This is a genomic window from Kitasatospora sp. NPDC058184, assembly GCF_042883725.1.
Taxonomy (GTDB): Bacteria; Actinomycetota; Actinomycetes; order Streptomycetales; family Streptomycetaceae; genus Kitasatospora.
On the sequence record NZ_JBHVVE010000024.1, the window covers coordinates 1 to 23486 of the forward strand.

General features: G+C 74.0%; 16 protein-coding genes and 1 rRNA gene. 11 read left to right on the top strand and 6 right to left on the bottom strand.

Annotated elements, in window-relative coordinates; translation table 11 throughout:
* Both rrf and ACFVXH_RS33170 read left to right on the top strand, forming a co-directional pair.
* Positions 1–81 (top strand): 5S ribosomal RNA (gene rrf / locus ACFVXH_RS33165); the annotation flags it as partial.
* Between the two features lie 173 nt (positions 82–254).
* Positions 255–2366 carry a phosphocholine-specific phospholipase C gene (locus ACFVXH_RS33170; RefSeq protein WP_387829549.1) on the top strand — a complete coding sequence of 704 codons (2112 nt, stop codon included), beginning with the start codon at positions 255–257 and terminating at the stop codon, positions 2364–2366.
* 80 nt (positions 2367–2446) lie between these two features.
* Here the strand turns inward: ACFVXH_RS33170 and pcp are convergent, their stop codons facing one another.
* From pcp to ACFVXH_RS33190, 4 genes are all read right to left on the bottom strand, one after another.
* Positions 2447–3130, bottom strand: coding sequence for a pyroglutamyl-peptidase I (gene pcp / locus ACFVXH_RS33175; protein ID WP_079272827.1), 684 nt, complete (start codon positions 3128–3130; stop codon positions 2447–2449).
* Between the two features lie 130 nt (positions 3131–3260).
* Positions 3261–4454: an alpha-hydroxy-acid oxidizing protein gene (locus ACFVXH_RS33180; RefSeq protein ID WP_387829551.1), complete on the bottom strand. Its 1194-nt coding sequence runs from the start codon at positions 4452–4454 to the stop codon at positions 3261–3263.
* 146 nt (positions 4455–4600) lie between these two features.
* Positions 4601–5833, bottom strand: coding sequence for an MFS transporter (locus ACFVXH_RS33185; protein ID WP_387829553.1), 1233 nt, complete (start codon positions 5831–5833; stop codon positions 4601–4603).
* Positions 5834–6039: 206 nt separating this feature from the next.
* Positions 6040–7032: a GlxA family transcriptional regulator gene (locus ACFVXH_RS33190; RefSeq protein WP_387829555.1), complete on the bottom strand. Its 993-nt coding sequence runs from the start codon at positions 7030–7032 to the stop codon at positions 6040–6042.
* 112 nt (positions 7033–7144) lie between these two features.
* On the opposite strand from ACFVXH_RS33190, the gene ACFVXH_RS33195 reads away from it, so the two are divergent.
* The 8 genes from ACFVXH_RS33195 to ACFVXH_RS33230 all read left to right on the top strand — a co-directional run bounded on the left by ACFVXH_RS33195 (position 7145) and on the right by ACFVXH_RS33230 (position 20294).
* Positions 7145–7786 carry an HD domain-containing protein gene (locus ACFVXH_RS33195; RefSeq protein WP_387829557.1) on the top strand — a complete coding sequence of 214 codons (642 nt, stop codon included), beginning with the start codon at positions 7145–7147 and terminating at the stop codon, positions 7784–7786.
* 214 nt (positions 7787–8000) lie between these two features.
* Complete coding sequence (locus ACFVXH_RS33200) at positions 8001–9482, top strand: DUF2079 domain-containing protein (protein WP_387829559.1); 1482 nt, start codon at positions 8001–8003, stop codon at positions 9480–9482.
* Positions 9483–9627: 145 nt separating this feature from the next.
* Positions 9628–10053, top strand: a complete 426-nt coding sequence (locus ACFVXH_RS33205) for a GntR family transcriptional regulator (RefSeq protein ID WP_387829561.1) — start codon at positions 9628–9630, stop codon at positions 10051–10053.
* A 98-nt stretch (positions 10054–10151) separates the two neighbouring features.
* A complete protein-coding gene (locus ACFVXH_RS33210; protein WP_049651616.1) occupies positions 10152–11084 on the top strand; it encodes an ABC transporter ATP-binding protein in 933 nt (310 codons plus the stop codon).
* Positions 11081–12079 carry a hypothetical protein gene (locus tag ACFVXH_RS33215; RefSeq protein ID WP_387829563.1) on the top strand — a complete coding sequence of 333 codons (999 nt, stop codon included), beginning with the start codon at positions 11081–11083 and terminating at the stop codon, positions 12077–12079. The genes ACFVXH_RS33210 and ACFVXH_RS33215 overlap by 4 nt, the downstream gene beginning before the upstream one ends.
* A gap of 293 nt (positions 12080–12372) precedes the next feature.
* Positions 12373–16989, top strand: coding sequence for an AAA domain-containing protein (locus ACFVXH_RS33220; protein ID WP_387829565.1), 4617 nt, complete (start codon positions 12373–12375; stop codon positions 16987–16989).
* The gene (locus tag ACFVXH_RS33225) at positions 16986–17837 is read left to right on the top strand and encodes a hypothetical protein (protein ID WP_387829567.1); all 852 of its coding nucleotides are present in this window, start codon (positions 16986–16988) and stop codon (positions 17835–17837) included. The genes ACFVXH_RS33220 and ACFVXH_RS33225 overlap by 4 nt, the downstream gene beginning before the upstream one ends.
* Before the next feature lie 279 nt (positions 17838–18116).
* Positions 18117–20294: a DEAD/DEAH box helicase gene (locus tag ACFVXH_RS33230; protein ID WP_387829569.1), complete on the top strand. Its 2178-nt coding sequence runs from the start codon at positions 18117–18119 to the stop codon at positions 20292–20294.
* A gap of 5 nt (positions 20295–20299) precedes the next feature.
* Here the strand turns inward: ACFVXH_RS33230 and ACFVXH_RS33235 are convergent, their stop codons facing one another.
* Entirely contained in the window at positions 20300–20953 is a 654-nt protein-coding gene (locus ACFVXH_RS33235; RefSeq protein ID WP_380741524.1) for a response regulator, read from the bottom strand.
* Positions 20941–22266: a sensor domain-containing protein gene (locus tag ACFVXH_RS33240; RefSeq protein WP_387829571.1), complete on the bottom strand. Its 1326-nt coding sequence runs from the start codon at positions 22264–22266 to the stop codon at positions 20941–20943. The genes ACFVXH_RS33235 and ACFVXH_RS33240 overlap by 13 nt, the downstream gene beginning before the upstream one ends.
* Before the next feature lie 167 nt (positions 22267–22433).
* Between ACFVXH_RS33240 and ACFVXH_RS33245 the strand changes: the two genes are divergently transcribed.
* The gene (locus ACFVXH_RS33245; protein ID WP_387829573.1) at positions 22434–23459 is read left to right on the top strand and encodes a hypothetical protein; all 1026 of its coding nucleotides are present in this window, start codon (positions 22434–22436) and stop codon (positions 23457–23459) included.
* The last annotated feature ends 27 nt before the right edge of the window (positions 23460–23486 follow it).

Sequence of the window (23486 nt, forward strand, 5' to 3'; positions counted from 1 at the left end):
ATTCCGAACCCGGAAGCTAAGCCTTACAGCGCCGATGGTACTGCAGGGGGGACCCTGTGGGAGAGTAGGACGCCGCCGAACAATTCTTCAGAAGAGCCCCCATCCGGGTCCCGGATGGGGGTTCTTCGCGTTGTCGGGGTGTTGGTCGAATGATCATGCGGCGTTCGCTGGAGGACCGTGTACATGACGGTTCGTGGGCCCCTATGGTCGAGCCTTCTCGTCCGACCATGCACTCACGACGCGAAGGACACCACGTGGCCTCCATCGACCGGCGCCGTTTCCTCCAACTGGGCGGCGCCTCCGCGGCCGCCGCCGGCCTCGCCGCCTTTCCGCCCGCGGTTGCCAAGGCCATGGCGCTGCCCGCGATCGGCAGGACCCGTTCGATCGAGGACGTCGAGCACGTCGTCATCCTGATGCAGGAGAACCGTTCCTTCGACCACTACTTCGGCACCCTGCGCGGCGTCCGCGGGTTCGACGACCCCCGGCCCACGCTGCTGCCGAACGGCCGGCCGAACTGGCACCAGCCCGCCGCCGCCGTGAAGACCGGCCGCTACCACGACCGCGGCCTGCCGGCCTCCGAGCAGGAGGTGCTGCCCTGGTACATCGACCCCAGGAACACCACCGAGTACCAGGCCGGTACCGACCACGGCTGGAGCAGCGGTCACCTCGCCTGGAACGAGGGGCGCCACGACCAGTGGGTGAACCAGAAGCAGGACGTCATGACGATGGGCCACCTCAAGCGCCAGGACCTGCCGTACCACTTCGCGCTGGCCGAGGCCTTCACCGTCTGCGACGCGTACTTCTGCTCCGTCCACGCCGACACCGCCCCCAACCGGATCTACCTCTGGACCGGCACCAGCGACCCGCGCAACGCGTACGGCCGCCGGCCCAACGGGCCCGGCCTGTGGGAGCGCAACGACACCAACGGCTACACCTGGACGACGTACCCCGAGCGCCTGGAGGCGGCCGGGGTCAGCTGGAAGCTCTACCAGGGCGGTTCGGGCGAGCCGGGCACGCCGACGGACAACTACACCGACAACTCGCTGATGTTCTTCGAGCGGTACCAGGTGGCCGAGGGCGCGTCGGGCCCGCTGGTGGAGAAGGGTGCCACCGACCACACGCTCAAGGAGTTCCGGGCCGACGTCGAGCAGGGCCGGCTGCCGCAGGTCTCCTGGATCGTCCCGCCGTACAAGTACAGCGAGCACCCCTCCGCGACGCCCACCGACGGCGCGTACTACATCAACCTCGTACTGGACGCGCTCACCGCGAACCCCGAGGTCTGGGGGCGGACCGTCTTCCTCATCAACTACGACGAGAACGACGGCCTGTTCGACCACGTCGTCCCGCCGATGCCGCCGGTCGCCAGCCGTCCGGGCGGCCCGGGCATGGTCTCCGCCGACCTGGAGGCGAGCCTCGGCGACGAGCTGCTGGACCTCTCGAAGTACCCGGGCGAGATGAGCCCGCTGGTCCCCGGCGCCGACCCGGGCGGCCTCCAGCCGATCGGCCTCGGGCCGCGGGTGCCGCTGATGGTCATCTCCCCGTGGTCGCGCGGTGGTTGGGTCTGCTCGGAGACCTTCGACCACACCTCGGTGCTGCGGTTCCTGGAGGCCCGGTTCGGCATCGAGGAGCCCAACATCAGCGCCTGGCGCCGGTCGGTCTGCGGCGACCTCACCTCGGCGCTCGACTTCCGGGGCACCGACGCGCGGCGCGTCCGGATCCCAGTGCCCGCGCCGATCGCCTCGCAGGGCAAGCCCTACCAGGTGCCGCTGCCGCAGCGGATGCCCACCCAGGAGCCGGGCACCCGGCCCGCCCGCGCCCTCCCGTACGACCTGCGGGTCAACGAGGAGGAGACGGACACCGCCGGGCAGTTCCGGCTCGAACTGGAGAACCGGGGCTCGGTCGGCGCGTGGCTCTACGTCTACGACCGGACGGCGCCGACGGCCGCCCCGCGCCGCTACACCGTCTCGGCCGGCGACACCTTCGCCGACTTCTGGCCGCTGACCGGCGCCGGCGACTACCACCTGGCCGCCCACGGCCCGAACGGCTCGGTGCAGGAGTTCGAGGGCACGGCCCGGGCCGGGCTGGTGGCGCGCTTCGACCCGTCGAAGAACCAGGTGCGCGTCACGGTCGCCAACCACGGGCCGGTGACCCGGACGGTCACCGCCGAGAACGCCTACGCGAAGGGCTCGAAGCAGAGCCGCTCCCTCCGCCCCGGCGCCTCGGCCCGGTTCACCTTCGAGCTGCCCGCCGACCGCCGCTGGTACGACGTCACGGTCGCGGCCGCGGACGGTCCGGCCTTCCGCCGCCGCTGGGCCGGACACCTGGAGAACGGCCGCCCCGGCACCAGCGACCCCGGCCCACGCTGACCGGACGGGCCTCCGTGGACGGAACCGGCCCGCGCTGACGGGCCCTCGTCGACCGGTCCGGTCGACGAGGGCCCGGGCGGTCAGCCGCCCCGGCGGGGCAGCCAGGTCCGTCGGCGCGGGCCGGCCACCGTGCCGACGGGCGGCGAGTGGAGGGCGGCCACGGCGCTGCGGATCAGGATGCGCACCCCCTCGGCCGCCGTCTCCGCCGACATCGACGCGCTCGTGTCCCGGCCGGACACCTGGCTCGGCAGGTACGGCAGACGCGCGAACCCTCCGCGCAGCTCCGGGCGTTCGGTGGCGATCAGGTGCGCCAGCCCGTAGAAGACGTGGTTGCAGAGGTGGGTGCCGGCGGTGTGCGAGACGGTGGCCGGGATCCCGGCCAGCTGGACCGCCGCCACGCAGGCCTTGACCGGCAGCGAGGAGAAGTAGGCGGCCGGGCCCTCCGGCACGACCGGTTGGTCGACCGGCTGGTTGCCCTTCCGGTCGGGAGCGCGGACGGCGTCGTCGAGGTTGACCGCCACCCGCTCGACCGTGAGGTCCGGGCGGTTGCCGCCCTGGCCGGTGGCGATGACCAGGTCCGGCTCGAACCGGGCCACCGCCCGGCGCAGTTCGGCGATCGAGTCGCCGTACACCCAGGGCAGCCCGGCGAACTCCAGGGCCACTCCGGCCGGCGGACCGGCGGCGACCAGCCGGCCCGCCTCCAGGGACGAACTCAGGGGATCGCGGCCGAACGGTTCGAAGGCGGTCAGCAGGACGCGGATGATGGCGGACCTCCCAGCGTACGGGAACGTACGGACCCGATTTGTGCCTTCGAGCGTAGGGCCGTCCCGAATGTCCCGGCAAGCCCCGCAGGTCGCGGTCGGGCACCGTTGGACACCGGGACTTCACCCGGCGTCAGGTCCGGCGCAGTGCGCCGTCCGCACGGAGCGAGTCGAGGGTGGGGTAGCCGTCGACGGCCATCAGGAGGTCGGCCTCGGCGAGCAGTGACCGCAGCACGTGGACGATGCCGTCGGTGCCCTCCAGCGCCAGGCCGTAGGCGTACGGGCGGCCCACGCCGACGGCGGTGGCGCCGAGGGCGAGCGCCTTGACGACGTCGGTGCCCGAGCGGACGCCCGAGTCGAAGAGGACGGGCAGTCCGTCGGCGGCCGCGACCACGTCGGGGAGCACGTCGAGGGCGGCCAGGCCGCCGTTGGCCTGGCGGCCGCCGTGGTTGGAGCAGTAGACGCCGTCGACGCCGCCGTCCCTGGCGCGGCGGACGTCCTCGGGGTGGCAGATGCCCTTGAGGAGGATCGGCAGGTCGGTGAGCGAGCGCAGCCAGGGAAGGTCGTCCCAGGTCAGCGGGTTGCCGAAGACGCCGGCCCACTCCAGGACGGCCGCCCGCACGTCCTCCTCCGGCGCCCTGGCGAGGCGGGCGCGGAACACCGGGTCGGAGGTGTAGTTGGCCAGGCAGTGGCCGCGCAGCTGCGGGAAGTTGGCGGTGGCCAGGTCGCGCGGGCGCCAGCCGGTGACCCAGGTGTCCAGGGTGACGACGATGCCCCGGTAGCCCGCGGCCTCCGCCCGGTGGACCAGGCTCTCCGCCAGTGCCCGGTCGGTGGGGGTGTAGAGCTGGAAGAAGCCGGGGGTGTCGCCGAACTCGGCGGCCACCTGCTCCAGCGGATCGACCGTCAGGGTGGAGGCGACCATCGGGACGCCGGTCCGGGCGGCGGCCCGGGCGGTGGCCAGGTCCCCGTGGCCGTCCTGCGCGCACAGGCCGATCACCCCGATCGGCGCCATGAACAGCGGGGTCGGCAGCCGCTGGCCGAACAGCTCCACCGACAGGTCCCGCGTGCTCGCGCCGACCATCATCCGCGGCACCAGGCCCCACCGCCCGAAGGCGGCCACGTTCGCGCGCTGGGTGGCCTCGTCGCCCGCGCCGCCCGCGACATAGGAGAGCACCGAGGGCGGCAGCGCCGCGCCCGCCCGCGCCTCCAGCTCGGCGAAGGCCATCGGCATCGTCGGCAGGACGCCGCCGAGCCCGCGCAGGTAGATCTCGGTCTGGTAGTCGCCGAACCGCCCCTGGAACGCCGGGCCACTCTGCTGGTCGACCATCCGCCGGCCGTCCTTCCGTCCGCACCCGCCCGGGACCGTCCCGGCCGGCGCCGCCCGCCCACCCCGCAGGACGGGCGGGCGGGTCGACGGCACCCCGGCATTCTCGCCACGAACCGTGCCGACGGCCAGGGTCGGGGCGCGGGTGTTCAGGGTGTCGGCTCGGGACGGACCCGGTGGCCGTACCGCCACACGGTGGCCGCGGCGAGCAGGGCGACCGCCCCGCCGAGCAGCATGACCGTGGCGGGGGAGGAGTGGTCCACCACCAGCCCGCCGGTCAGCGCGCCGATCGAGAAGCCGGCCTGGAACGCCGAGGTGAAGACCACCCCGGCACCCTCCGGGGCGTGCGGGGCCGCGGCGAGGAACCAGCTGAGCGAACAGACCGGGACGGCGCCGTACGCCACGCCCCAGAGGGCCAGCAGGACGGCGGCGCCCGGACCGCCGGTGCCCAGCAGCGGCAGCAGCAGGGCCGCGGCGGCGAGCAGCACGGCCGCCGTGCCGAACACCGGACGCAGTGCCCCGGCCGCCCGGCCGCCGGCCAGGACGTTGCCGAGCAGTCCGGCGGCGCCGTAGCCCAGCAGCAGGGCGGTGACCAGGCCGGGGCCGGCGTGGGTGGTGCCGGTGAGGAACGGGGTGACGTAGGTGTAGCTGCCGAAGTGGGCCGGCACGATCAGGAAGGTCACCGCGATCCCGGTCCGGGTGCCCCGGCCGGCCAGCAGTCCGCGCAGCACGCCCAGCCCGGTGGCGGTCAGCGGGGGCAGCGGCGGCAGCGACCGCAGGAGGGCGGCCAGCGCGAGCACGGTCAGCGCCGCCATCGCCAGGAAGGCCGCCCGCCAGCCGGCCACGGAGCCGAGGAACACCCCCGCCGGCACGCCGAGCACCGAGCCGAGCGGGACGGCGGAGAAGATCAGCGTGTTGGCCCGGGCCTGCCGGTGCTCCGGGACGAGGCGCGGGGCGAGCCCGGAACCGATCGACCAGAACGCCCCGATGACCAGACCGAGGGCGACCCGGGCGGCCAACACCGCCCAGTAGGCGGGGGCCAGGGCGCTGAGCAGGTCCGCCAGGGTCAGGACCAGCAGCAGCGCGCAGAGCATCGTCCGCCGGTCCGCACGCCTGGTCGCGACGGTCACCACGGGGGCGGCCACCGCGGCGACGATGCCCGGCAGGGTCATCATCAGCCCGGCCGTGCCGTCGGAGATCCGGAAGGTGGCGCCGATCGGGGTCAGCAGGCCGATCGGGAGGATCTCGGTGGTGACGATGGAGAAGACGCCGGTCGTCACGGCGAGGACGGCGAGGGTGCCGCCGCCGTTGCGGGGGCGGGACTTCGGGGTGGGCGGCTTCGGGGTGGGCCGGGTCGAGCTGAGGGTGGTGCCGGTCGGCATGCCGGAGGTCCCGTCGGTGGGTGGTGGGTATGTCACCCGAAGTCCACCAATCCGACCGGGGGTTGGGCTGGCGTGAATCCGACGTCAACGCTTCCGCGCGGGGCCGGCGGTCCGGCGTCGCCCTGCGGTTCGGCGCGGCCCGGCGTGGTCCGGCGTCCGGTCGCGGGACTTCCCCGGGAGGGGCCGTGCCGCCGTCGCGGGGGGCGTCAGGGGCTCGGGGCGTTCGGGGCGGCCGTGGTGGTGAAGCGGTTGCGGAACTCGGTGGGCGTGGTGCCCAGCCGGCGGGCGAAGGCGCGGCGCAGGGTCTCGTCGCTGCCCAGGCCGCTGAGCCGGGCGGCGGCGGTGATGCCGTGGCCGTCGAGGAGCAGCTGTTGGGCGCGGTCGAGGCGGACGCGCTCGACCCAGCGGGCCGGGGTGGTGTTCAGCTCGGCCTGGAAGAGCCGGGTCAGGTGGCGGGTGCTGACGGCGGCCGCGGCGGCCATCGCGGGCAGGCTGTGGTCGGCGCCCGGGTCGGCGAGGACGGCGTCGGTGAGCGTGCGCAGCAGGCCGCTGCGGGCGGGCGGGGTGGCCAGGGCGGTGGAGAACTGCGACTGGCCGCCCGGGCGCTGCACGAAGACGACCAGCTCGCGGGCGATGGCGCGGGCGGCCTCGGCGCCGTGGTCGTGCTCGACCAGGGCGAGGGCGAGGTCGATGCCCGCGCTGATGCCGGCGCTGGTGTGGTAGCGGCCGTCCCGGACGTGCAGGGCGTCGGGTTCGACCCGCACCCCGGGGTGGCGGAGCGCGAGGGCGGTGGCGTGGCGCCAGTGGGTGGTGGCCCGGCGGCCGTCCAGCAGCCCCAGCGCGGCGAGCACGAAGGCGCCGCTGCACACCGAGGCGACCCGCCGGGCCCGCCCGGCGAGGCCCTCCGCGGCGGCGAGCAGGGGCGCGTCCGGGCCCCGGGCGGCCAGGTGGTCGGCGCCGGCGACGACCAGGGTGTCGAGGGGTTCCCGGGGGCCGGGTGCTCCCTGGACGTCCTCCGGTGCGGCGGTGTCCGCCAGGGCCACGCCGTTGGAGGCGGTCACGGTGCCGCCGCCCGGGGAGACCAGGACGGTCCGGTACGGGTGGCCGAGCCGGCCGGCCTGGTGGAACACCTCCAGCGGACCGCTGACGTCGAGCAGCGTCACCCCGTCGAACACGAGGAAGGCGACCAGGCGCGTCATGTCCGAATCCGAGGTCCTGCTGTCCGTACCGACATGGCGGCAGCGTACGCCACCGGGCGAGGGTGGAGGAGTCGACCGAACAGCCCCCGAAACGAATGAACGCGGAGGAACCATGACGAACAAGACGATCGCGGGCGTGCGCGTCCCGGACAGCGCCCTGGCCCGGGAGGCGACCGAACTGGTGCGGGAGGCGGCCTCGCCCCTGCTGTTCGACCACTCGCGCCGGGTGTTCCTGTTCGGGGCGCTGCGCGGCGCCGAACAGGGGCTGGAGTTCGACCCGGAGCTGCTGTACGTGGGTGCGATGTTCCACGACCTCGGCCTCACCGGCCGCTTCGCCCGGACCGACCAGCGGTTCGAGATCGACGGTGCCGACGAGGCCCGCCGCTTCCTGGCGGCCCACGGCATCACCGGCGAGCCGGCGCAGCGGGTCTGGACCGCCATCGCCCTGCACACCACCCCGGAGATCCCGCTGCACATGGCGCCGGAGATCGCCCTGGTCACCCGCGGCGTGGAACTGGACGTGCTGGGGATCGGCTACCACGCGATCTCCGCGGAGCAGCGGGCCGCCGTGGTCGCGGCCCATCCGCGGCCCGACTTCAAGAACCGCATCCTGGCCGCGTTCACCGACGGCATCAAGGGCCGCCCGGACACGACCTTCGGCAACGTCAAGGCGGACGTGCTCGCCCACTTCGTGCCCGGCTTCGAGCGCGGCGACTTCGTGGAGGTGATCAAGGGCTCCGAGTGGGAGGAGTGAGCCGGGGCGGGGCCCTCGGCTGAGGGGTTCTGGTCGCGGGCGTTGGACGCGGGCGCTGGCCGTGGGCGTTGGTTGCGGGCATCGGTCGGGGGCGTTGGACGCGGGCTTCTGAGGGCAGCCCGGGGGCCCGGTCGGCGTCGCCCGGCCGGGTTTGACGGGGGCTCGGGGTTCCACCACCCTTCCACTAATCGAATAGTGAAAGGGTACTTTGCCGATGCCCGCTCCCTCCTCCGTGTCCCGGGCCGTTCCGAGCACGGCCGCTCTTCCGTCCGTACCGCCCCGCGCCCGCCGCCCCGCCCCGCTCGCGTGGGGCCTGGCGGCCGGGTTCGCCGCGCTGTACGCCTGCGTCGCCGTCAACCGGCACCGGCGCGGCCTCACCAAGGCCTACGACCTGGGCATCTTCGAGCAGGCCGTCCGGGCGTACGCCCACGGGCAGGCACCGATCGTGCCGCTCAAGGGCCCCGGCTACCACCTGCTCGGGGACCACTTCCACCCGCTGATCGCGGTCCTCGCCCCCGCCTACCGGGCCTTCCCGAGCCCGCTCACCCTCGTCGTCGCCCAGGCGCTGCTGATGGCGCTGGCCGTCGTCCCGCTGACCCGCTGGGCCCACGAGGTGGCCGGGCCGCGGGTGGCGCTGCTCGTCGGCTGCGCCACCGGGGCCTCCTGGGGGATCGTTCGGGCGGCGGCCGACGACTTCCACGAGATCGCCTTCGCCGTCCCGCTGATCGCCTTCGCCGCCACCGCACTCGGTCGGCGCCGGCCGCTCGCCGCCGCGCTCTGGTCGCTGCCGCTGCTGCTGGTCAAGGAGGACCTCGGGCTGACGGTGGCCGCCGTCGGGGTCCTGATCGCCTGGCAGGCCCGGCGGGAGCGGCACAGCAGTCCACTGCCCGGGCTCGCCCTCGCCGCCTTCGGGCTCGCCGCGACCGCGCTCACCGTGCTCGTCGTGCTCCCGGCGTTCAACCCGAGCGGGGGCTTCGACTACTGGCGGCAGCTGGACGGCGGCGGGCAGGGCGGGCAGGCCTCGGTCTGGGAACTGCCACTGCGGCTCGGCTGGCCGCCGGTCAAGTGGCTGCTGCTGTTCCTGCTCGCCGCCACCGCCGGCTTCATCGGTGTGCGCTCACCGCTCCTGCTGCTCTGCGTGCCCACCCTCGCCTGGCGGCTTTTCTCCTCCAACTCGCACTACTGGGGCGTCAGTTACCACTACAGCGCGGTGCTGATGCCGATCGCGTTCGCGGCCCTGGTGGACGTCCTGCGCCGGGTTGACGCAGGTCGCCGGGGTGACGCGCGCCGCCGCGTCGAGGTGCGCCGGGCCAGGCGCGGGCTCGCCGTCAGCGCCCTGGTGGCCGCCGTGACGTTGCCGCTCTACCCGCTGCACGAGGTGGTGATGCCCGAGGCCTGGCGCACCTCGCCCCGGCTCACCGAGATCCGGGCGCTGCTCCACCGGATACCCGACGACGCCACCGTGGCCGCCTCCAACCGGCTGGCGGCCCAGCTCACCCGCCGGACGGAGGTCACCCTGGTGTGCCGGACGGCGGAGGGCCCTGGCCCGCAGTGGGTGGCCGTCGACCTGCGCGACCCGAGCGTGCAGGCCCCGTGCGCCACCGCCGACACCGCCCGGATGCTGGCCGTCTACCGGGAGCGCGGCTACCGGCCGCTGGTCGAGCAGGACGGCCTGCTCCTGCTGCAACGCCCCTGAGCCGCCTCCCGGGTCGGACAACCCCCGAGCAGCGGACGGCCCCAGACCGGACAGCTCCAGACCGGACACCCCCGGGTCCGGCTTGACCCGCGCGGCGCCGTGCGCCACCATTCCACTATTGAACTAGTGAAAGGCTGAATCGCCGGTGATCGAGTACCGCATCGAGCGGCGCAGCGGCGTCTCCACCTACCAGCAGATCGTGCAGCAGACCAAGCAGGCCCTGCGGCTCGGACTGCTCCAGCCCGGAGACAAGCTGCCGACCGCCCGAGAGGTGGTCGAACTGACCGCGATCAACCCCAACACCGTGCTGAAGGCCTATCGCGAACTCGAACGCGAAGGCCTGGTCGAACCCCGCCCGGGGCTCGGCACCTTCGTCCGGCGCTCGCTCGCCCGGCCGGAGGCGGCGGCGGACGGGCCGCTACGGGCGGGCCTGGTCGGGTGGGTGGACCAGGCCCGGGAGGCCGGACTGGAGCGCGAGGACATCACCGCGCTGATGGCCTCCGTCCTGGAGCAGCGCTTCGACACCGGGGTCTCTGCTTCTGGGGCCTCCGACTCCGACACCGGGGCCTGAGGCCCCGACGCCGGGGGCCGAAACCGGGGGCCCGAAACCCCGACGCCGGGGCCTGCGGCGCCCCGGCAACACCGAACCGAGAACAGTGGGGGGACCGGGTGGACGACCCGACGACCACGGCGCCCGCGACGGCGCCGGCCCTGGAGGCCGAAGGCCTCGGCAGGAGGTACCGCGGCGGCTGGGCGCTGCGCGGCTGCGACGTCACCGTCCCGGCCGGGCGGATCTGCGGCGTGGTGGGCCCCAACGGCGCGGGCAAGAGCACCCTGCTCTCCCTCGCCGCCGGCCAACTCGCGCCCACCGAGGGCAGGGTGCGGGTGCTCGGCGCCACCGCCGGTGCGCCCGAGCTGCGCGCCCGGGTCGCCTACGTGCCGCAGGACAAGCCGCTCTACCCGGGCCTCACCGTCGCCGAGACGCTGCGGATGGGCCGCGAGCTCAACCCGGTGTGGGACGAGGCCGTGGCCCAACAGATCGCAGAGCAGGGCGAGTTGAACCCCAAGGCGCGGATCGGCTCGCTCTCCGGCGGCCAGCGCACCCGGGTCTGCCTCGCCCTCGCCCTCGGCAAGCTCCCCGACCTGCTGCTGCTCGACGAACCGATGGCCGACCTCGACCCGCTCGCCCGGCACCAGCTGATGGGCACCCTGATGTCGGTCGCCGCCGAGCGCGGCGCCGGGATCGTACTGTCCTCGCACATCCTCCCCGAGCTGGACGGCGTCATCGACCACCTGCTCCTCGTCCAGCGCGGACGCGTCCGGCTGGCCGGTGACCTGGAGGAGATCCTCGACGGGCACCGACTGCTCACCGGGCCGGCCGCCCAGGGTTCCTCCCTGGCCGCCGAGACGGTGGTCGAGCAGCGCGTCAGCGGCCGCCGGGCCGTCGCCCTGGTCCGCACCGACGAGCCGGTGGACGGCGACTGGGAGAGCGAACGCCCGAGTCTGGAGGACCTGCTGCTCGGCTACCTCCGGGCCTCCGCCGACACCTCCGCCGACAACCCGAACCGCGTGAAGCCCGACCCGAACGGGGTGGCCGCATGAGCACCGACATCCTGCCCGACCGGGCCCCCACCTCCGCACCCGCCGACCGGCGGCCCGCCACCCCCGCCCTGCGCGGGCTCATCTGGCTGACGCTCCGTCAGAACCGCTTCCTGCTCTGGACCCTGGGCGTGCTGCTCGTCCTCGCGGTGGCGGACCTTGTCTGGATCCACGTCGCCCTCCGCCACATCATCGGCGTCCTGCGGCGGACCGGCTGCTACTACCCCGACTCCTGGTCCGACTCCGAGTGCTGGGCCCTCCTCGCACCGATCAACCGCCCCAACTTCTGGTACCTGGAGGTCCTCCAGCCCGCCGTCACCGTCCTCCCGCTGCTGATCGGCGTGTTCATCGGCGCCCCGCTGCTGGCCCAGGAGTACGAACGCGGCACCATCCGGCTGATCCGCGCCCAGTCCGTCAGCCCGGCCCGCTGGCTGGCCGTCCGCCTCGCCGTCCCCGGCCTCGCCGTCCTGGCCGTCAGCGGTGTGATCGCCGTCCTGATGACCTGGGTGTGGTGGACGGACATCGCACACGGTCCGGACGCCTTCGACCCGCCGTTCCAGTTCTTCACCTACCCGGCCATCGGCCTCGCCCCGGTCGCCTGGTCCCTGTTCGCGCTGGCCCTCGGCGTCCTGGTCGGCCAACTCGTCCGCCGCACCCTCCCCGCGATGTTCGCCACCGGCGCCCTCGTCGCCACCGCCAACGGCCTGGTCGTCTGGGCCCGCCCGCTCTTCTACCCGGTCGTGGAACAGGTGGCCCCCGTGGGCACCGCCCAGCCCACCAACGCCTGGCTCATCGACCAGGGCGTCATCTTCCCCGACGGCACCCGCGTCACCACCGACTCCTGCGCCCTCAACACCACCTGCAACACGGCCAGCGCCTCCTGGCTCCGCTTCCACCCGGCCGCCCACCTCACCCCCATCCAACTCGTCGAAGCCGGCATCCTCCTGGCCCTTGCCGCGGCCCTCCTGATCGCCGTCTTCCGCCGCATCCGCGCCTGACGCGACGGTTGTCCGCGGCGTCGAAAACCGCCGCCGACAGTTCCTATTCCTCGTCAATCCCCCGGCACCGCCGGGGGATTTTCCGTGTCCGAAACCGCCTGGTCGGGTGGCTCTTCAGGTGTTCGATGGCAGGAAATGCGTTCGCTTTCCGGTGCCGTTGAAATGGCCATCCGAATTTCCGCCGAGTGAAAGTCGGCCATCGGTCGGCGGGAATTCGGCCACTCTGGCCCGACCGGCTTCCGGTCCCCGAGGCCGCCCCCATGCTGGAACGTTCGTCACCGACTGAAGGGAGAATGGTGAGCGTTCCACGACGACATGCGGGTGACCCCGATGTCATCGGTCAGACCGCCGCGCTGGTCGGATTCCTGCGCGAGGTCGTGCAGAGCAGCCATCAGCGGCTCCGGGACACGCGTTCCTGGGGGCCGCTCTGGCTGGCCGACCTGCCGGCGAAGGTGCCCAGGCCGTCCGGGGACGACGACCGTCCGTTGTTGGTCCTGGACCACGTTCCGCAGGCCGCTGCGCCGGAACTGCCGCCGGTGCTGGAGGGGTGGGTCGACGAGCGGCTGTGCCAGGACGCCGATGCCGAGGACCCGCCGCTCGCGGAGGAGGGTCCGTACCGGACCGGGGAGCCGGCGGCGGGCGGAGCCGGCGGGTGGCAGGGCGACGAGGCGGTCGTCGTGCGGAAGGAGGCCGCGGAGGTCCTGCGGGCGTACGGGCCGTGGCTCGCGCGCTGGCGGATCTGGGCCGAGCGGGAGCGGTCCGAGCGGTCGCAGCGTCAGCTCTACGAGAAGGTCTACCACTGGCACCAGCAGTTGGCGCGGCAGGACGACCAGCAGGAACTCGTGCTCGCCGCAGGCCTGTTGAGCTGGCGGGAACCGAACGGCGGGGTGATCCACCGGCACGTGCTCTCGCGGCGGGTGGAGACCCACGTCGATCGGCGGACCGCGCAGATCACCGTACGCCTCACGGAGAGCGGAGCGGTCCGGCTGGAGGACCGGGACTTCCTGGACGCGGACGACGGCTGGGTGCCGGAGCGTGCGGCGGCGTTCAACGAGGAGCTCTCCGCGCTGCCCTTCCACCTGTTGAGCGAGGAGGCGCTGGAGTGCCTCTCGCAGTGGCTGGACCTGGTCCTGCCCAGGCCGGTGGCGTTCAGCACCAACTGGCGTCCGCCGGCGGGACCGGATGAGGGCGCCAGGCTTACCTTCGCGCCCGCCCTGCTGAAGCGGCCCAGGGACCGCAACGAGGTGTTGAGGTTCTACGACCGCATCGCGGAGAGCGTGGTGTCCGAACGCCGGGCCCCGCTCGGGCTGGCGCAGTTGGTGATGTCGCTGAACCCCGAGGACCGGCAGAACTGGGGCGGCCGGCAGGCGCCGGCGCTCTTCGGCGACGAGCCGCTGTTCCCCGGCAAGACCAATGCCCAGCAGCGTTCCGTACTCCAGCGGCTGCAGCGGGACACCGGCGTGGTGGTGCAGGGCCCGCCCGGCACCGGAAAGACGCACACCATCGCCAACCTGGTGTCCGCGCTCCTGGCCCAGGGCCAGCGGGTGCTCGTGACCAGCGCCAAGGACCAGCCGCTGACCGTGCTCCGGGACAAACTCCCGGCGGCTGTCAGGGACTTGTGCGTGTTGCTGCTCAGTACCACCAGCCAGGACGGTGCCAGCGAACTGGAACGCACCATCAACGCGCTGAGCGATCGGGTGGCGGCGGGCGACACCGACCAGCTGCGGGACGAGATCCAGCGGCTGACCCAGCGCCGGTACGAGGTGCGCAGCCGGATCAAGCTGCTGACCGAGCAGGTGGTCTCGCTGCGGGAGGCGGAGGTCTACCAGCACCCGGAGGTCGCACCGGGCTACTCGGGGACGCTCGCCGCGATCGTGCGGAAGGTGCAGGACGAGGCGGTGCGGCTGGGCTGGATCGGCAGGCTGCCGAACCGGGCGCCGGAGGCACCGCCGCTCTCGCCCGTCCAGGCGGAGGAACTGCTCGAGCTGCTGCGGGACGGTGCCGGGCAGTGGACGGAGTCCGGGGTGTTCCCGGCGGCGGAGACGCTGCCGACGTCCGGCCAGGTCGCGGCGGCCCTCGCGGTGAGCCAGCTGAGCGTCAACGGTCTCTCACCGGCGGCGATCGAGGTGCGCAACGTCCTGGCCGCCCTGGAGACCTCCACCACGGACCGGCTGACCGAGCTGCTGGGCTCCGGCCGAAACCGACTGCACCGTCTGGGTGTTCACCGGGAGGCCGAGCGCTGGGGCGACGAGGGCTGGGTGGAGCGCGCGCTGACGGACCGGCTGGCCCGGCGCCACCCCGATCTCTGGCGGCGTGTCGCCGACGTCGCGGGCGTGCTCCCCGAGGTGGCCGAGGGCCTCGACCGGGTCGGTCTGCGCACGGTGGTCCTCCCGGACCTCCTGGTCCCCGAGCGCGCCCGCCGGATGGCGGCCACGATCCCGGCCCTGATGGAGCAGCTGTCGGCGGGCCGCAGGCTGCGGACCCGGTTCGCGTTCAGGGCGCAGCGGGAGGCCGAGGAACTCCTCGGCAGTTGCACGGTGGACGGCAAGGTGCCAGCCTCCGCCGACGATCTCGGCGCCGTGCTGGCCCATCTGCACGCGCACGCGGCCCTCGCCGCGGTGGCGGCCCGCTGGGAGCAGGTGGGTGCGGCAGTGCCGGAAGCGCCGCTGGAGGTGCGACTGGCCTCGCTGTCCGAGCGCTACCGACACCTCGCGGAGGTCGATGAATTCGGCCGGATCCGTGAGCAGGTCGACGAGCTCCTGGTCCACCACGGGGTCTACCTCGACCTCACCCGGCCGCAGGCGTGGCAGGACTTCGCCGAGGCCGTCGCGGCCCTGGCCGGCCGGCAGCGCGCGGAGGAGGCCTCGGAGCGGCTCGGCCGATGGGACCGGCTCCTGCGCGGCGGGGAGGACGGCGTGGCCGCGCCGGTCGAGGCGCTCGCCATGGCGCAGGCCCTGCGCGACCGCGACGTCGACCGGTACACCAAGGAGCTCGAAGCGCTCGCGGCAGCACAGCAACGGGACCAACGGCGGCGCCGCTGCGTGGAGTTGCTCGACGGCCTGCGCGGCGCGTCGCCCGCGCTCGCCGGCAGGCTCGAAGCGGAGGCCGAGGACCCGGCCTGGGACGAGCGGCTCGCCCGGCTCCGGGAGGCCTGGGCCTGGGCGAAGGCGTCCGAGTTCATCGACGACGAACGCGCGCCCGGCCGGGAGCAGCGCCTCGACGGCGAACTCACCGAGCACGAGGCGAAGTTGGAGGAGCTCACCGGAGACCTGGCCGCCGCACACGGCCGGCTGCACTGCCTGGTGCGGATGACCCAGGAGCAGCGCTCGGCACTCCAGGCCTACCGCACGCACATGGCGTCGTACGGCAAGGGCAAGGGCAAGAGCGCCTCCCACTTCAAGGCGGCCGCCCACAGCGCGATGCAGGTCGCCCAGGGAGCGGTGCCGGCCTGGGTGATGCCCATCGCGCGGGTGGCGGAGATGATCAAGCCCAGGCAGGACGCCTTCGACGTGGTGATCGTCGACGAGGCCAGTCAGGCCGGCATGGACGCGCTGTTCCTGCTCTGGCTCGCGCCGAGGATCATCGTGGTCGGCGACGACAAGCAGTGCACGCCACCGGTCACCGGGCTGGGCCGCACCCAGCAGATCCAGGACCGGCTGTCCGCGCACCTGCCGGAAGTCCCCGCCCACCTGCGCCAGTTGTACATGCCGCACTCCAACCTGTACCAGCTGCTGTCGACGTTCTTCCCGTCCACCATCCGCCTGCAGGAGCACTTCCGCTGCATGCCCGAGATCATCGGCTGGTCCTCGGAGACCTTCTACACCCCGCCGGGCCTCATCCCGCTGCGGCAGTACGGCGGTGAACGGCTCGACCCGCTGCTGACGCACTACGTCGAGGGCGGGGTCACCGAGGGACGCGACGGACGGATCCGCAACCCGAAGGAAGCGGAGACGATCGTGGACTGCCTCGCCGAGCTGGCCGCGGACCCGGCGTACGAGCACAAGACCATGGGCGTGATCGTGCTCCAGGGCTTCGGCCAGGTCAAACTGCTGGAGCAGCTGATCGAACAGCGACTGCCGGCCCCGGTCCGGGAGCGCCACCGCATCCGGGTGGGAACCCCGGCCCAGTTCCAGGGCGACGAGCGGCACGTCATCCTGCTGTCGATGGTGGTCGACCGGGTGCGGAAGATCGCCGGCGGCATGCGCAGCGAGCAGCAGGCCTACAACGTGGCGGCCAGCCGCGCCCAGGACCAGATGCGGCTCTTCTACTCGGTGCCGCCGGACCAGCTCAAACCCGGTGACCTGCGGCTCAACCTCCTGGGCTACATGCAGAATCCGCCGGCCGCACTGGCGGAGGCGGCCGACCTCGGTGCCGTGCTGCCCGACGTCCGGCGCCCGCCCTTCGACTCCCTCTTCGAACAGCAGGTCTACCTGCGGCTCAAGGAGCGCGGCTACCACGTGGTGCCCCAGTACCCGGCGGGCAGCAAGCGCATCGACCTGGTGGTGATCGGCGCGCGCGGCCGCCTGGGCGTGGAGTGCGACGGCGACTACTACCACTCGACCCTCGACCAGATCCGGCACGACCAGCAGCGCGACCGTGAACTCCAGCGGGTCGGCTGGCGGTTCTGGCGCATCCGGGAGAGCGAGTTCAGGTTCGACCCGGACGAGGCCCTGGCGGGCCTGTGGGAGGAACTCGACCGGCAGGGCATCCGCCCGGCGAACTACTCCCGGCCCTCCCCGCCGCTGGGAGACACGCGGCCGTGGACGCCACTGGAACTGCCGGAGGGCGACGAACTGCCCGACGAAGGCGCGGAGAACCACGAGCCGCCGGGGCAACAGGGCCCCGACGACGGGGACGGTGCCGAATCCGCCCCCGCCCCTGACACCGATTCGACCGGAGGAACGGCATGACCCAGACGCACAGCCGGCAGGACGACCGCACGCTGGACGAGAACACCCTGGAGGAACTCGCCCGCGTCGTCGCGGGCGACGACGACCTCCTCTACCGCCGCGGCTTCGAGATCGCGGCCTTCCTCAAGCGGGCCGGCTGGCAGGAGGTGCCCGAGTACGACGGCCAGTACCGCAGGGAGTGGGCCGCCGAACTGCTGATGGCCCGGCGCGACCAGCCCGGGGAGATCGAGAAGGTGCTGCTCAGGCTGGCCGATCCGCGTGAGTACCTCGAGGAGCCCGGCCTGCTCACCGAGGTCGTGGCGGCGGTCAACACCTTCCTCATCCACGAGGGGTGCCGGCTGGAGAACCCCGGCGGCAGCCCCCGGCTGGTGTCGTGCGACCCGGCGCTGGCGCACCCGACGCACTACGGCTCCGCCGAGCTGAAGGTCGTCATGGCGGACCTCATCGCCGACGAGGCCATGGCGGAACTGCTCCAGTGGCGTCTGGACGAGGCCCGCACCTGCTACGCCAACGGCGCCCACGTCGCGGCGATCATCATGCTCGGCTCGTTGATGGAGGGTGTGCTGCTCCAGACCGTCGTGGAACGGGACCCGTCTCTCCTGGGCAGGGACTCCGAGGACAGCATCAATCTGGACAGGTTGATCAAGGCGTGTCACCGAGTCGGGTGGCTCGGCCCGGATGCCGAGAAGTTCAGCCATGAGCTGCGCAGGTACCGGAACTTTGTGCACCCCAAGGCCGAGGCCCGGCAGAGCCACCGGCCGGACCGCGACACCCTGGCCATCTGCTGGCAGGTGGTCAACGCGGCCCTGAACGACCTCGCCGACACGCACCCCGGCCGTGCCCGGTAGCAGTACCGGCGCAGGGCACACGCGTCGCGGTCGGAGTGGTCCGAGGAGTCGTGGGACTTCAGGAAGCGGCGGCGGCCGGTCTCGCTGAAGCAGGACGGGGCGGTCGCGGCGATTCGGGTTCCGCGGTGACGCCCGAGCCGTAGGTGCGGGGGCCGGCGGCTTCGGTGGAGGGGGTTGGTGTCCACCGGGGCCGTCGGTCGGTCGTGGGCCAGGACGGCGGGGAGTGGTGGGTGGGATCATGGTGCGCGTCCTGGGTGTGCGGAGTGAGGCGGGGGTCGGGTGGTGGGGGAGCGGCGGCGGGGTGGGCGGCGGGCCGGGGAGGTCCTGGCCGAGGCGGAGGGGTTGCGGGCGGCGGCCGGGGCGGTGGTGGCGGACCACCGGGGGGCCGTGGAGCAGGTGCGGGTGGCGTACGTCGGGGTGCGGGACCGGCTGGTGCGGGAGGAGTTGGGGGCCATCCCGGTGGCGCGGCTCCGGGACGTGACGGAGGGGCGGCTGCGGGTCGGGGCGCTGGAGGCGGCCGGGCTGGGGACGGTGCGGCAGGTGGTGGAGGCCTCCGGCTACACGCTGCGGCTGATCCCGGGGGTCGGGGCGCAGACGGCGGCGCAGGCGCTGGCCGCGGCCGGGCAGATCGCCCGGGCGGTCGAGCAGACGGTGGCGGTGCGGCTGGACGTCGAGCGGCAGGACGCGATGAGTTCCGCGCTGGTCGTGGCGCTCCAGCGGCTGGTGGCCGCGGGGCCGGAGGCGCGGCGGGCCCGGGAGACCGCGGAGCGGGTGCTGGCCGAGGTCGAGCCGCTGGTGGCGGCCGCGGGGCCGGCCCGGGGGGTGCTGCGCGGGCTGTTCGCCGGGCGGGAGCGGCGGGCGCAGGCGCAGGCGGCGGTCGAGTCCCTGGCGGAGGCGCTGGTCGGGTTCGCGGCGCGGGAGGTCCCGGTGCTGTTCGCCCAGGCCTCGGTCGACCTGCTGCGTCCGCCGCTCGACCCGGTCGAGGCGTGGACGGACTTCGAGCTCCGCTCGGCCGACTACTACGGCGTGCTCGGCGGGATCGTCGAGGAGGCCGGGGTCGAACTCGCCGCCGCCGAGGGGTTCCTGCCGGAGGACCTGTCGGACCGGGTGCGGGCCGAGCCGCTGGACGACGCCCACTGCCGGGTCTCGCTGCGCGGCTACCAGGCGTTCGGGGCGCGGTTCGCGCTCGCCCAGCGGCGGGTGATCATCGGGGACGAGATGGGCCTCGGCAAGACGGTGCAGGCGATCGCCGTGCTGGCGCACCTGCGGGCCCGGGGGAGCACCCACTTCCTGGTGGTCTGCCCGGCCAGCGTCCTGACCAACTGGATCCGGGAGGTCGAGTCGCGCAGCACCCTGCGGGCGTTCCGGGTGCACGGACCGGAGCGGGAGGCGGCGCTCGCCGAGTGGCTCCGGGACGGCGGGGTCGCGGTGGTGACCTTCGACGGGCTGCGCCGCCTGGAGGCGTCGGAGGTGGCGGAGTCGGCCGCGGTCGGGATGGTCGTGGTGGACGAGGCGCACTTCGTCAAGAACCGTGCCGCGCAGCGCTCCCGGGCGGTGGCCGCCTGGGCGGAGCGGGTGGAGCGGGTGCTGTTCCTCACCGGGACGCCGATGGAGAACCGGGTGGAGGAGTTCCGCACCCTGGTGGAGTACCTCCAGCCCGCGCTGGTGCCGCTGGTCCGGCAGGGTTCGGCGGCCGCCGGGCCGGCGGCCTTCCGCAAGGCCGTCGCCCCGGCCTACCTGCGCCGCAACCAGCAGGACGTGCTCACCGAGCTGCCCGAGGTGGTGCACGTGGACGAGTGGGAGGAGTTCTCGCCCGCCGACCTCGCCGCCTACCGGTCGGCCGTCGCGGCGGGCAACTTCCCGGCGATGCGCAGGGCCGGTTACGCGGACCCGGTGGAGTCGGCCAAGCTGAAGCGGCTGCTGGAGATCGTCCGGGAGGCGGCGGACGGCGGGCTGAAGGTGGTGGTCTTCTCGTTCTTCCGGGACGTCCTGGCAGCCGTCCAAACCGCCCTGGACCAGCGGGCGTTCGGGCCGATCGACGGCTCGCTGGAGTCGGCGCGGCGGCAGGACGTGGTGGACGGCTTCAGCGCCGCGCCCGGGCACGCGGTGCTGCTCTGCCAGATCCAGGCCGGGGGCGTGGGGCTGAACATCCAGGCGGCCTCGGTGGTGATCCTGTGCGAGCCGCAGGTCAAACCGACCCTGGAGGAACAGGCGGTGGCCCGCTCGCGCCGGATGGGGCAGGTCCGCCGGGTACGGGTGCACCGGCTGCTCGCCGCGGACAGCGTCGACCAGCGGGTGCTGGACCTGCTGCGGGCGAAGGGCCGGCTGTTCGACGAGTACGCGCGGCGCAGCGAGGTGGCGGAGTCGACGCCGGAGGCGGTGGACGTGTCGGAGCAGTCGCTGGCGGCGCTGATCGTCGAGGAGGAGCAGCTGCGGCTGGCGGCCGCCGAGGGCTGAACGCGTCAATCGGCGAGCGTGCGCAGGTAGGTGAGGACGGCACGGACCCGGCGGTGGCCGGTGTCGGGGGCGGGCATGCCGAGCTTGCCGAAGATGCTGCCGATGTGCTTGTTCACCGAGCTCTCGGCGAGGAAGAGGAGCCGGGCGATGGTCGGGTTGTTGTGGCCCTCGGCCATCAGGGCGAGCACCTCGCGCTCGCGCGGGGTGAGGGCGGCCAGCGGGTCGGGGCCGGTGCGGTGGGCCATCAGCTGGGAGATGACCTCCGGGTCCATCGCGGTGCCGCCCTCGGCGACCCGCCGCAGGGCCTGGAGGAACTCCTCGGCGCGGCCGACCCGGTCCTTGAGGAGGTAGCCGACGCCGGTGGCGCTGTCGGCGAGCAGCTCGGCGGCGTAGGCGCGTTCGACGTACTGGGAGAGGATCAGGACGGGCAGCGCGGGCAGTCGGCGGCGGGCTTCGACGGCGGCGCGCAGGCCCTCGTCGCGGAAGTCCGGGGGCAGTCGGACGTCGACCACGGCGACGTCGGGGCGGTGGTCGAGCAGGGCGGGGAGCAGGTCGTCGCCGTGCTCGACGGTCGCGCACACCTCGTGTCCCTCGCTGTGCAGCAGCAGGACCAGGCCCTCGCGGAGCAGGGCGTTGTCCTCGGCGATCAGGATCCGCACGGGATCTCCACTTCCAGGATGGTCGGGCCCCCGGGCGGGCTGGACAGGCGGGTGGTGCCGTCGAACGCGGCGGCCCGGCGGCGCAGTCCGGGCAGCCCGCTTCCGGCGCCCTCGACGGCGCCGCCCCGGCCGTCGTCCTCGACCCGGACGGCGATGGCGGCGGCGGTGATCCGCAGCCGGACCAGGGCGCCGCGGGCGCCGCTGTGCCGGGCGACGTTGGCGAGCGCCTCGGAGACCACGAAGTAGGCGGCGGCCTCGGCGGCGGCCGGTGCGCGCGGCGGCGGGTCGGCGGACTGATCGGCGGAACGGCCTGCGGATGCCTCGGAGTTGTGCAGCTCGACCCGGGTCGGTACGGCGCAGCGGGCGGCGAGCGACCGTACGGCCTCGGCCAGGCCGCGGTCGGCGAGCAGCGGCGGGTGGATGCCGCGTACCAGGGTGCGCAGCGACTCCAGGGCCTGTTCGGCGACGAGTTGGGTGGAGTCCACCAACGCGGCGGCCTGCTCGGGGCGTTGGTCGAGCGCGCGGCGGATCATGCCGAGCCGGAGCGAGACGGCCACCAGGTTGGCCTGGGCGCCGTCGTGCAAGTCCCGTTCGATCCGGCGCAGTTCGGCGGCGTGGGCGTCCAGTGCCTCGGACCGGCTGGTGGTCAGCTCCCGGACGCGGTGCGCGAGCGAGACGCGGGGCCGGGCGACCAGCAGTCGGCCGGAGGCCCGGGCGTGCAGGTCGGCGAGCCGCGGCAGTGCGACCAGGGCGACGGCGGCGTAGCCGATGCCGCCCAGCGCCGCGGCAGCGGCCATCGGCCAGGAGTCGACGGTCAGCAGGATGATCTTCCCGCGCTCGTCCGGCAACAGCTGCCACCACACCGGCGCCGTCAGCCAGTTGAAGGCGTGGCTGCACAGGGTGAGGGCGCCGGCGCACAGGGCCGTCCCGGCCGTGCCGTGGGCGAGCAGCCAGAGCAGGTCCTTGCCGACGGCCGGGTCGCGTAGGGACAGCCGGTCGCCGTACGGCGTGCGCAGCCGCTCGCCGCCGAGCCGGGCGCCGACCCGGCGTCGGTGGAAGTCGGCGGAGCGGCGCAGCAGTCGCAGGGCCGGCGGGAGGAGCGGCAGGCCCACGCCGACCAGGCAGAGGGCGAGGACGACGAGCAGCAGGCAGAGCCCGACCAGCGCGGCCAGACCGGTGCCGAGGCAGAGCAGGAGGTAGCGGGCGGCGGCGGGGAAGCGGCGTGCCGCGGACCGGGCGAAGGCGCGCGGGCCCGGGCGGCCCGGGTGGACGGTCGGCCGGGCCGTGGACCCGTCAATCCTCGGCGTCCGCACGACTGTTCAGTGCCTCCGAGCCCCGAGCCGACTTTTCGATCACCCTAGCACCGGCCCCGGGACCGCCCTGGAATCGCTCCGCAGGCCGCCCCGAGGGCGAAGGCCCTTCCGCCGCCACGCGGGGCGCCTCCACAATGGGCGGATCGATCGCGGAAGTGGGGACCGGGATGGAGTGGCTGCTGGGGATCGGTGGAGCCCTGCTGCTCGGCGTGGTGACCAATCTGGTGTACGACTTCGCCAAGTTCGGCGGGTCCCGGCTCGGCTCCCGGGTGCCGGTGCCGCGGGTCCGGCGGGCGAGCCTGACGGCGGCGGCCCGGGCGCACGACGTGCGGGCGGACGGGCTGGCGCCGCTGATCACCTGGTCCGCGGCCCGGCCGTTGGTGCCGGGCACGCTGGTGACGGCGCACCGCGGGCGGGTGGAGCGCCCGCACGCGCTGGACGCGGCCGGGTGGGCCGAGGAGGTGGCGCGCCAGCGGGCGGCCGGTGCGGCGGGCCGGACGGCGTACATCTCGCGGCTGACGGTCGATCACGGCGAGCACGGCGGCGCGCGGGTCTGCGAGGTGGACATCGCCGAGAGCGACTACGCGGAGTGCATGGCCACCACCCGGCTGGGCCGGGAGGACCCGGCGGCGGCCCGGCTGCTGCGCGCGGCCCTGGACGAGGGACTGACGAGCTTCGTGGCCGTCGCCCCGCCCACGATGGTCAGCGCCTGCGTCGCGGTGCGGGACCGGCTGGGCCGGCTGCTGCTGCTCCGCCGCTCGCTGGCGGTCAACACCTTCCCGGCGCAGTGGACGGTCGGGATCAACGAGACGATGAAGTACCGCGACGAGCCCGGCGCCGCGGAGGACTTCTACGGGCTGGTCCGGCGGGCGCTGGAGGAGGAGCTGGGGCTGCTGCCGGACGATGTCGGGCCGACCGTGATCACCTGGCTGGGCTGGAGCGAGCCGGCCTCCTGCTACACGCTGGTGGCCACCGTCCGGTCCCGGCTCGACGCGGCCGGGATCGACCGCCGCCGCGAGGCCTGCCACAGCACCTTCGAGCACGACATGGCCGTCTGGGTGCCCTTCACCCGCCGTACGGTCTCCGAGCTGGTCGAGGGCGGCACCTGTCCGGACGGCTCGCGGCGCTGGTCGTACCTCGCGCCGCTGGTCGCCTGGGAGGCCTGGCGGGCGGCACAGCAGGAGCGGGCGTAGGCCGGAACGGTCGTTCCCGGGAACGGG